Origin of the sequence: Azospirillum sp. A26, from assembly GCF_042604635.1 — a bacterium.
GTDB lineage: Bacteria > Pseudomonadota > Alphaproteobacteria > Azospirillales > Azospirillaceae > Azospirillum > Azospirillum palustre.
The window spans coordinates 28,523-40,908 of record NZ_CP170473.1 but is presented as its reverse complement, the minus strand read 5'-3'; the positions used below and the strand labels follow the sequence as shown (position 1 = coordinate 40,908).

At 68.1% G+C, this 12,386-nt stretch carries 1 protein-coding gene; it reads left to right on the top strand.

Annotation, left to right across the window (positions count from 1 at the left end):
• The first annotated feature begins 587 nt into the window (after positions 1-587).
• Positions 588-12,329, top strand: coding sequence for an Ig-like domain-containing protein (locus ABNQ39_RS14925; RefSeq protein ID WP_376961173.1), 11,742 nt, complete (start codon positions 588-590; stop codon positions 12,327-12,329).
• Positions 12,330-12,386: the final 57 nt, after the last annotated feature.

The following is a 12,386-nucleotide window of genomic DNA, read 5'->3' as shown; positions in this document are numbered from 1 at the left end:
TAACTTCTAGGCAATGGGAAGACTTTGGGGTCAAGCTTATACAGGACGATCTAACGAGAAGAACGAGGTATTTTGAACAAAATGACACTGATCATGCATTGAACCTCGGAGCAAGCGATGTCAAGAATAGCCATTCGACAGCTTTTTCAACCATCGGTCTTTCAGGAGAAGCCTGGACTCCATATGTTTTGCTGAACAAGGCACTGGATGTTGGCGGTCAGACTGCCGTGGAGGGTGTCTGGTCTTATATGTTGAACAGCAAGAACTATGGATTTGACCGCATCGTTGATACAATCGGCAGTGTAACAAGCGGCTTTGATTTGAAAACCGCGCAGTGGATCTATGACGTTGGCACAGCATGGCATAAGTCCGTATCAGTTCCCGACGATTATACGAACCCAAATTCCCTCTATGGGATTTATGTCTATAAGCAAGTCGATCAAAGCTGGAGCCAGGAGGTCGACCTCGGTGGCATTAAATCGGTCACCCCCGTAACCGATCCGGCCACGATTTCACGCTTGAACGAAGAGCGCGGCGTCCGGCTCGAACGGCTCCAGAAGCAACGCGACCCGGATGACCATACCCCCGTGCTCCCAAGCCCCTTCGTTCTTGGGGGCGACATCGTCATTCCGGACCCCAATGCAGCGGGAAGCGGCGTCGTCAGGCTGGCCTCGTTCAATGGGGAGCCGATCCCGGCCCCACTCGCCGAAGCGATTGCATCCGGCGATTACAGCGACATCGCGGGTAAGCTGAACGGAGACTTCCCCAACACCTCCGTCGCTGTGTTCGACAGCCAGGGCAATATCCGGCGAATCGTCACGCTCACGGAAGGGCAGGACGGCAGCGGACCGGGCTCGCAAGGCGAAATCATCGAGTTCGCCGCAGGGGTTCCCACGGCCGTCGCCCTTGGACGACTGGGCACGGCCGGCACCCAAAGCTGGACCATTCCCACCACGGTCGGCGGACAGCCGGCAAGGCTGAACTTCAGCTATGACAGCGTCGGATCGATCCATTTCGACGGATTGTCCGGGATCACGCTGTCGCAAACCGCCAGGGCCGAATTGGCTGCCGCGATGGAAGCCGGCAACGGATCGCCGGAAACCATCCTGCAAAGCGGTTACCTGACGTCCGGAACTGGCGGCGTCCCTAACCTGGACAATTGGATCGTCGGCTATAGCTCCGGACAGCTGAGTGCCGATTTCAAATTCACCTTCGACAAGGACAACGGCTTTCAACTGATCCAGGTCGCGAACATCAACGGCGAGACGCCGCTGGACGCGGAGCTGCTGGCGACAGCGCTGAACAAGTCCGGTGTCACCCCTGCGACACTGATCGCGGAACCGCAGGATACGCTGACCGATGGCGACGCCAGCATCGACCGCATTCTGAACGGCTTCGACGCCACCAGCGCCACCGGATACCGCCCACCGGCGGCGGACGGTACGGCGACTCCGTCCCCCTGGGCGCTGAAGAGCCCCACCCAGGCGCTGACCTCCGTTGCCGACCTGATCCAGGGCTTGAAGAGCGGAAACCCGCTGTACATCGCCCAGGCCGGCTTCGACATCGCCAGCTACCTGTCGCATGACAGCGACGCCGCGCTGGCGGGCACGTTTGGCGCTGCCGGCAGCGCCGTGGCGCTGGTCAACAGCGTCCGCGGCTTTATCGACGCCATCGACCACGGCAATGTGCTGCAGGCCACCGCGTCCGGCTTGGCGGTGACCCAGCAGGCGCTCTCCATCACCCAGAACCTGATGCAGAGCCAGATCGACGCCCTGGTGGCGAGCGGCGCCACCACCGGCGAGGCGGCGGAGACGCTGGCCGGCACGCAAAGCGCGCTCGACGCCATCAATGATCTCGCCGACGGGATCGGCAGCGCGCTGCCCTACGTCAACGCCATCATCGAGCTTGGCCAGGGTAAATACATCGACGCCGCCGCGACCACGGCGACGGCTGTCCTGGCGGCAATGGAGGTCCCCTACGTCGGCTGGGTCTATGCCGCCTTCAAGATCGTGGAGTCGCTGTTCAGCCATAAGAAGCCGCCGACGCCGACCGGCGAGGCCCATTTCGTCCACGACAGCACAGGCACGGGCGTCGCCATTGCCGCGACCGGCACCGATAGGGGCGACCGGATCACCCACGACACGCTGTCGCGCATGTTCGGCGCGCTCCAGACCTACGCAGACAAGCTGGGCGGCGCCAACGGCTTCATCCCCGAACGGCTGCCCCGCATTCTGCTGGTCGACGGTACCCGCTTCGAGCTGTTCGTCAAGGACCCCGGCACGGGCGCCGAGGTCGCCAAGCTGTTCGACAGCCAAGGCAACCGCGAAGGGGCCGAGGTCGGCTCGCCCGAGTATTTCGAGACGCTGGGCCAGGCCTTCCTGTCCGGCGCCGTCGCGGCCGGCGCCATCGCGCCGACCTGGGAGGTGCTGACCGCCATAATGCAGTGGCAGCGCGGCGACGCCGACGCCGGGCTGACCACGGTGCAGCGCGCCGCCAAGGCCGGTGGGCTCGCCGGCACGCCGGACGACACCGAATCCTTCAACCCGATCCTGCTCGACCTCGACGGCAACGGCATCCACACGCTGCCGCGAGCCGAGAGCGGCGTGCTGTTCGACGTCGACGATGACGGCTTCGCCGAGGAGACCGACTGGGTCAACCCACGCGACGGCATGCTGGTGATCGACCGCGACCGCAACGGCCGCATCGACCGCGGGCGAGACCTGCTGTCCGATGGCCGGGTCGGCTCCTCGGCGCGCGGCCTAGCCGCCCTGCGCGAGTTCGACGCCGACGGCGACGGGCGCATCACCGTCGCCGACCCGGCCTATCTGCAGATGAAGGTCTGGCGCGACGTCACGGTCGACGGCACCGCCCAGCCCTTCGAGCTGACGGGGTTGGCCGAGGCCGGGATCACTGAACTGGACATCGCCACCGGCAGTTTCGTCCAGAACGGCGCGGTCAAGACGATGGCCGCCGCCAATCTGGGCGCGGTCTCCTCCGGATACCTCACCGAGGCGCTCAACGGCGGCGTCTATGAGGCCGGGGAGGACGGCCGGCAACGCGTGCTGGTGACCCAGGTCGGCGACCTGCGCTCCCTGGGGATAGTCGGTACCGACGGCCCCCTGTCCGCCGGCGGCGACGTGATCAACACTGTGGAGGATTCCGAGACCCTGCTGGCGCCGGAACAGCTTCTGCGCAACGACGCCTCGGGCAGCGGCGCCACGATGACCCTGGAAAGCGTCGGCGGCGGCCAGCACGGTTCCGTCGCCATCGTGGACGGCAGGATCCGTTTCCTCGCCGACGCCAATTTCGCCGGACATGCCGGCTTCACCTACACCGTCGGCGACGGGGCTGGGCACCACGCGACGGGGACCGTCGAGGTCGAGGTTGCCGCGATCGACGACGCCCCGATGCTGTCGGTCCGCCATGATCTCGTGCCGGTCTTCGACCCGTTCACCGGCGAAGCGGTGATGGACTTCGATCCGGACACGCAGCGCTTCGTTCCCCGACTGCAGGAGGATCCGGTCGCCGGGCGCTTCATCGCATCGGATGTCGACGACGCGGCTGCCACCTTGCGGTTCGAGGTGGTCAACGCGCCGCGCCATGCGCAGCTCGACATCGGTGCCGACGGCCACTGGCGGCTGACCCCACTGGAGGGGCAAGCCATGAAGGACGCCTTCACGGTTCGCGTCGTCGATGCGGCTGGCCAGTCCAGCCAAATGACCGTGGTGGTCGACCTGCCCCGGCACCAGGAGGAGGCCAGCCTCGACCTTGGTGGCGGCAACGACCATTCCAACGACGGCCCCGGCACGCCGGGCGGCACCGACGACGACAGTTCCCCCTCCAGCGACGATACCGACGGCACCGCGGGCACGGCCGGCGCCACCTCCAACGACGGCAACCAAGGCAGTGGCCCTGGCGAAGGCAGCGGCCCCAGCGAAGGCGGTGGGCCGGGTGATGGTGACGGTGACGGTGACGGCGACGGCGACGGCGACGGCGACGGCGACGGCGACGGCGACGGCGATGGTGACGGCGACGGCGACGGCGACGGCGATGGCGATGGCGATGGCGATGGCGATGGCGACGGCGACGGCGACGGCGACGGCGACGGCGATGGCGACGGCGATGGTGACGGTGGTGGCGATGGTGATGGCGGCGCTGGTGACGGTGGCGGCGACGGTGACGGTGGTGGCGATGGCGGCGGCGACGGCGATGGCGGCGGCAGTGGCGGCGGTGGCGATGGCGATGGCGGCGGCGACGGCGATGGCGGCGGTGGCGGCGGCGGTGGCGGTGGTGGCGACGGAGATGGTGGTGGCGGCGGAGATGGTGGCGGTGGCGGTGGCGGTGGCGATGGTGGCGGTGGCGATGGTGGTGGTGGCGGAGATGGCGGTGACGGCGGTCCGGTCGTGCTCGATCTCGACCGCGACGGTGTTGAACTCCTGTCCTATAAGGACTCGAATGCCTTCTTCGACTTCAACAGCGACGGCAAGCGCGAGCATGTGGCCTGGATTGGCAAGGATGACGGCTTCCTGGCCTATGACGCCAACCACAATGGGGTGATCGACCAAGCCGGCGAGATCTCCTTCGTCCGCTACAAGCCGGGGGCCCAGACCGACCTGGAGGGGCTCGCGGCCTTCGACACCAACGGTGACGGCGTCTTCTCCGCGCTCGACCGCGACTGGGGCAGCTTCGGCGTCTGGCAGGACGTGAATGGCGACGGCACCGGCGATCCCGGCGAATTCCGGTCGCTCGATGACCGCGGCATCACCGCCATCGACCTGACGCGCACCGGCTCGCCGGTGGTGCGCGACGGCACCGTGGTGCATGGGCTGACCACCTTCACCCGCGCCGACGGATCGAAGGGCAGCGCCGCCGACGTGACTCTGCAGCGAACGACGGAGGTCCTTCAGGCCAATCCGGACGATCGGCTGTTCGGCAACGACGCCGACAATTTCCTGAATGGCGGGACCGGCAACGACGCCCTGGCAGGCGGGGCCGGCAACGACCAGCTGCTGGGCGGATCGGGCGACGACGTCCTCTCCGGCGGGGCCGGAAACGACGGCCTCTACGGACAGGGCGGCAACGACTATCTGGTCGGCGGCGACGGCGACGATTATCTCGACGGCGGGAACGGCGACGACATCCTCAGCGGCAACGCCGGAAACGACATGCTGGTCGGCGGTCTCGGCAACGACATCCTGATCGGCGGCGACGGCAACGACTGGATGGAGGGAGGCGAGGGCCGCGACCTGCTGATCGCGGGGGCCGGAAACGACGGGTTGAAGGGCGGCGACGGCCAGGACCAGCTGGTGGGCGGCGACGGCGACGACTATCTCGACGGCGGCACCGGTGCCGACGTGATGATCGGCGGCAAGGGCAACGACGCCTATGTCGTCGACGACAGCACCGACCGGCTGGTCGAACTTGCCGGCGAGGGCCGGGACACGGTCGAGGCCTCGGTCGACTACGCCCTGTCCGACAATGTCGAGGACCTCGTCCTGATCGGCGACGCGAACATCGACGGCACCGGCACCGACGGCGACAACGCCATCTTCGGCAATGGCGGCGACAATGTCCTGAGCGGCGGCGGCGGCAACGACTATCTGGAGGGCGGGGCCGGCAGCGACACGCTCTATGGCGGCGACGGCAACGACGCGTTGTCCGGCGGAACCGGGAACGACAGGCTGGAGGGCGGCAGCGGCAACAACGTCGTCAACGGCGATGCCGGCGACGACCTGATCAACGTGTCCGGCGCGGGCGACAATTATCTGGACGGCGGCAGCGGCAACGACACGCTCTATGGCGGTGGCGGTTCCGACTACATCGTGGCGGGCGACGGCGACGACCGGCTGTATGCCGGAACCGGCCGCGAGTATCTGTACGGCGGCAGCGGCAACGACACCATGACGGCGACCGTCAGCGCCAAGGGCTTCTTCGACGGCGGCGACGGCGATGACCTCTTCATCGCCGGTGCCGGACATGACGACATCGATGGCGGCAGCGGCAACGACACGGTGTCCTACGAGCGCTCGACCGCCGGCGTGGTGGTCGACCTCCGGCTGGAAGGCAGCCAGCGCGGCGGATTCGCTGCCGACGATGTGATCGTTCATGTCGAGAACGTGATCGGCTCCGACTTCGCCGACGACCTCACCGCCACCGACCATGGCAGCATGCTCCATGGCGGTGCCGGCGACGACACGCTCACCGGCGGCCAGGGGGCGGACCTGCTGGATGGCGGCGAAGGGTCTGACACCGTGTCCTTCGCCGTCTCGACCGTGGGTGTGACGGTCGATCTTGCCAGCGGGATCGCGTCGGGCGGAGCCGCCGATGGCGACACCCTGCGCAGCATCGAGAACGTCATCGGGTCGAGCTACGACGACATACTGACCGCCAGCGACGTGGCGACGATGCTGGACGGCGGCAACGGCAACAACCGGCTGACCGGCGGCCGCGGCAACGACCGCCTGCTGTCCGGCAAGGGCGACAGCCTGATCCATGGCGGCGACGGCGACGACAGCGAGACGGTGCTCGACGGCGACAACCGGATGTTCGGCGATGCCGGCAACGATACACTGACTGGCGGCCTCGGCGATGACAGCCTTGACGGCGGCGATGGCAACGACGACCTGCGTGCCGGCGCCACCGGCGACCAGTACCTGTCGGGCGGCGGCGGCAACGACACCCTGACCGCCGGCGGCGGCAACGACACGCTCACCGGCGGCGCCGGGTCCGACCTCTACCGCATCGGGCCCGCGGCTGGAACGGTCGTAATTGACGATGTCCACGACGCCCTGGAGGGCGACCGGGTCGTCTTCGACGCCGCGCTCGATCCGTCCCGCGCCCGGTTCGAGCGGCAGGGCGGCGACCTCGTCGTTGCCATTGCCGGCACCGATGTCCGCGTCACGGTGAAGCGCTGGTTCGATGGCGCCGAGAACCAAGTCGAACGCTTCGTCTTCGCCAAGGATGCCAGCACCGTGATGGCCAGCGAGGTCGGGCGGCGGGTGACGCAGGACGCCACGGTCACGGCGCAGGGCGGCCCGCCCCTACCCGACGACTTCGCCACGGCGGAAGCCAAGCTGCTGGCCGTCACGGCGCGCGACCCCGCGGTGCCGACCGTCGCGGCGCCCGGCGCCGTCGGTACCCGCTTCGCCGTCTACTATGCCCAGGGAGCGCCCCAGGCGGACCTGTCCAAATTCGACCTGCTGGCCTTCAGCGCCTCCTTCCACCCGGACCTCGCCCCACTCAAGGCGCAGGGCAAGACCGTGCTCGGCTACATCAGCCTCGGGGAGATCGACTCCACCCAGACCTATCTGCCGGAGGCGATCGCCAACGGTGCCGTGGTTTCGAAGAACGACGTCTGGAACAGCTACGTCATCGATCTGCGCAGCAGCTGGTGGCACGACAAGGTGCTGAATGAACTGATCCCGGACCTTGTCTCGCAAGGCTTCCAGGGGCTGTTCTACGATACCCTCGACCAGGCGGCAGCCCTCGAACCCGACCATCCCGGCACGATGGCGGCAGCCGCCCGGCTGCTGACCGACATCCGCAGCCGCTTCCCGGAGCTGAAGGTGATGATGAACCGCGGCTTCGAGCTGTTGCCGCTGGTGGGCGACCGCGTCGACATGGTGCTCGCCGAATCGATCTTCACCGACTACGACTTCAAGACCGGGCGGCACGGGCTGCAATCGCCGGGCAGCTACCTGTGGGCGCTCGACCTGCTGAACGCCGCACGGGCGGCAAATCCCAGCTTGCAGGTCATGTCGCTCGATTATTGGGATCTGTCCGACACCGCGACGATCCGCCGGATCTACGAGCAACAGCTCGCCAGCGGCTTTACCCCCTACGTCTCGACCGTACTGCTGAACGAGCTGCCGCCGATCCCTGACGGCATTGGTCAGGAAGGGTGGCCTGCCGGCGACCGGTCGCTGGCAGGCCTCAGCGGATCGGACATACTGACCGGCGGACAGGGGCATGACAGCATCGACGGCGGAGCCGGCAACGACGTGCTCTACGGCAGTTTGGCGTCGGGCAGCGTGCGCGGCGGATCGGGCGACGATCTGGTGGTCGGGCGCGGCGGCGACGACAGCCTGTCAGGCGGCAGTGGTGGCGACGCCCTGTATGGCGGGGCCGGCAACGACGTCATCGATGGCGGATCGGGCGATGATCAGCTTTCCGGCGGAGCGGGCAACGACAGCCTGTCCGGTGGCAGCGGCAACGACATCCTCTACGGCGGAGCTGGGAATGACGTCATCGACGGCGGCACCGGCGACGATTCGCTCTACGCCAATGACGGCAACGACACGCTGTCGGGAGGGGACGGCAGCGACGTTCTGGTCGGCGGTGCCGGGGCGAATCTCCTCGACGGCGGCAGCGGGGACGACCTGCTGGTCGGCGGCAGCGGCGACGAGACACTGATCGGCGGCGCCGGAGCCGACACGATCGACGGCGGCGGCGGAACCGACACTCTCAGCTACGCCGCCGCCGGGGCGGGCGTGGCCGTGACGCTCGACGACGGGACCGGCATCGGCCGGGGATCGCGCGGCGACGCGGCGGGCGATGTGATCCTGCATGTCCGCAAGATCGTCGGTTCCGCCTTCTCCGACAGTCTGTCGGGGAGCCTTGCAGACGATCGTCTGGAGGGGGGCGACGGGGCCGACAGCCTGTCCGGCGGCAGCGGCAACGACACGCTGATCGGCGGCGCCGGCGCCGACACGATCGATGGCGGCAGCGGAACCGACACGGCGGACTACGCGGCCTCCATGGCGGCGGTCACCGTCGATCTGACGACAGGCACCGGGCTTGGCGGCGATGCCGAGGGCGACCGTCTGTCCAATGTGGAAGCCATCGTTGGATCGGCCTTCGACGACCGCCTGAGCGGTGACGACGGTACGAACAGCCTCACCGGCGGCGGCGGCAACGACACATTGGCCGGCGGCGGCGGCAACGACAGCCTTGACGGTGGGACCGGCAATGACAGCCTTGACGGCGGCAGCGGCGATGATGTGCTGGCCGGCGGAGCCGGAGCCGATACGCTCGATGGCGGGGCCGGAACCGACACCGTCTCCTACGCGGCCTCCGCAGCAGCCGTCATCGCCAATCTGGCGACCGGCACCGCCAGCGGTGGCGACGGCCAGGGCGATGTCCTGACCGGCATCGAGAACCTGACTGGCTCCGCCTTCGCCGATAGTCTGACCGGCGACGGCGGCGCCAACGCCCTGTCGGGCGGCGACGGCGACGACAGCCTGGCCGGCGGTGCGGGGGCCGACACGATCGACGGCGGCGCTGGCAACGACACCGCCAGCTACGCGGCGTCCATCTTGGGCATCGCCGTCAATCTCGCGACCGGCACCGCGAGCGGCGGCGATGCCCAGGGCGACATCCTCTCCGGCATCGAGAACCTGACTGGCTCCGCCTTCGCCGACGCGCTGACCGGCGATGGGAACGCCAATTTCCTGTCGGGAGGCGGCGGTGACGACACGTTGGATGGTGGTGCCGGGGCCGACACGATTGATGGTGGGATCGGCATCGATACGGTTATCTACGCGGCTTCCGCAGCAGCCGTCACCGCCAATCTGGCGACCGGAACGGGCAGCGGCGGCGACGCTCAGGGGGATGTTCTGACCGGCATCGAGAACCTGACTGGCTCCGCTTTCGCCGATACGCTGACTGGCGACGGTGGCGCCAACGCCCTGTCGGGCGGAAGCGGCGACGACAGCCTCTCCGGCGGAAGCGGCGATGATGTACTGATTGGCGGAGCCGGAGCTGATTCGCTCGATGGTGGGGCCGGAACCGACACCGCCTCCTACGCAGGTTCCTCCGCCGGTGTACGTGTTGACCTCAACGGGGCGGTCGGCAACGGCGGTGACGCCCAGGGGGATGTTCTGACCGGCATCGAGAACCTGACCGGCTCCGCTTTCGCCGATACGCTGACCGGCGACGGCGGCACCAACTTCCTGTCTGGCGGCGCTGGCGACGACACGCTGGATGGTGGTGCAGGGGCCGACATGATTGATGGCGGGGCCGGCAGCGACACGGTCAGCTACGCGGCTTCCGCAGCAGCCGTCACCGTCAATCTGGCGACCGGAACCAGCAGCGGCGGCGACGCCCAGGGAGATACTCTGTCCGGCATCGAGAACCTGACTGGCTCAGCCTTCGCCGATACGCTGACCGGCGACGGTGGCGCCAACGCTCTGACGGGCGGAGCTGGCGACGACACGCTGGATGGTGGTGCAGGGGCCGACACGATTGATGGCGGCGCTGGCAACGACACGGTCAGCTACGCGGCTTCCGCAGCAGCCGTCACCGTCAATCTGGCGACCGGAACCGGCAGTGGCGGCGACGCCCAGGGAGATGTTCTGTCCGGCATCGAGAACCTGACTGGCTCAGCCTTCGCCGATACGCTGACCGGCGACGGTGGCGCCAACGCTCTGACGGGCGGAGCTGGCGACGATCTGCTGGATGGCGGTGCCGGGGCGGACACGCTGATTGGTGGCACCGGAACCGACACCGCGTCCTATGCGGGCTCCTCCGCCGGTGTGCGTGTCGACCTCAACGGAGCGGTCGGCAGCGGCGGCGACGCCCAAGGCGACATCCTGTCCGGCATCGAGAACTTCACCGGCTCCGCCTTCGGCGACTACATCACTGCCGACGCGGCGAACAACACACTGGTTCTCGGGGCCGGAGACGACGAGGCGTACGGCTGGACTGGCAACGACAGCATGTATGGCGATGCCGGCAACGACACGCTGAGCGGCGACGGCGGCGACGACCTGCTGCACGGCGGCGACGGCAACGACAGCCTGTTCGCTTCGGACGGCAACGACTCCGTCTACGGCGACGCCGGAGACGATTATCTGGACGGCGGCAACGGCAACGACACGCTGGAAGGCGGCGCCGGGGCCGACGCCATCGCCGGCGGGGCCGGCACCGACACGGCGGCCTATACCGGGTCGACCACCGGGGTGACCGTCAATCTCACCGCAGGCACCGCCAGCGGCGGCGACGCCCAGGGCGACACCTTCAGCGGCATGGAGAACCTGATCGGCTCCGCCTATGCCGACAGCCTCACCGGCACATCGGGGGCAAACATCCTCGACGGCGGAGCCGGCGATGACAGCCTCAGCGGTGCCGCCGGCAATGACACGCTCCGCGGCGGGAATGGCGACGACCTGCTGACCGGCGGGACCGGTGCCGACAGTCTTGACGGTGGTGCCGGCATCGACACCGCCTCCTATTCGGCGGCGGCGGCGGCGGTGACGGTCAACTTGGCGACCGGAACCGGAACCGCCGGGGAGGCCGCCGGCGACACCCTGACCAACATTGAGAACCTGACCGGTTCGAACTATGCCGACAGCCTGACCGGCGACGGAAACGCCAATGTCCTGAAGGGCGGCAGCGGCAATGATACGCTGGCCGGTGGCGGCGGCGACGACACCCTGCTGGGTGGAGCCGGAGCCGACTCCCTCGACGGCGGCGCCGGAACCGGCGACATGGCGTCCTACGCCGGTTCCACCGTGGGAGTGACTGTCAGCTTGGCGACCGGCACCGGAACCGGCGGCGATGCCCAGGGCGATGTCCTGTCCGGCATTGAGAATCTGACCGGTTCGTCCGGCAACGACAGTCTCACCGGCGACAGCGGCGACAATCTGCTGATCGGCGGGGCAGGCGCCGACCGCCTGACCGGCGGAGCGGGCAACGACACTGCGTCTTATGTTGGCTCTACCGCCGGGGTGACCGTCAGCCTTGCGACCGGGACCGGAACCGGCGGCGACGCCCAGGGCGACGTGCTGTCCGGCATCGAGAACCTGACCGGCTCGTCCAGCAATGACAGCCTGACCGGCGACGGCGGCGATAACCGCTTGGCCGGTGGCGACGGGGCCGACACGCTGACCGGCAACGGCGGGTCCGACACGCTCGACGGCGGAGCCGGCGACGACAGCCTGACCGGCGGCGATGGAGCCGACAGCTACCTCTTCGGCCGGGGTGGCGGACATGACGTGATCAATCCCGTCCACGCCGACACCACGTCCGACAAGGTACTGGTCGGGGCTGGGGTCGCGACCGATCAGCTCTGGTTCCAGCACCAGGGCAACGATCTGGTGATGAGCATCGTCGGCTCCACCGATACCCTGACGGTGGCTGGGTTCTATGGCAGTGCCTCCAACCGGATGATCGCCTTCCAGACGGCGGATGGAAAGACGCTGTCCGGTGGCGGCATCGACCAACTCGTCACCGCGATGGCGGTGCTGCCCAAGCCGACGGGAAGCGACCAGCATCTGCCGGCGGACGAGGAGCAGCAGCTGCAGCCGTCACTGGCCGCCGCCTGGCAGTGAGCCCCATCGGTGCCGGCGCCGTTTCGGTGGCGCCGGCACTGCCCCCGACACATCCAC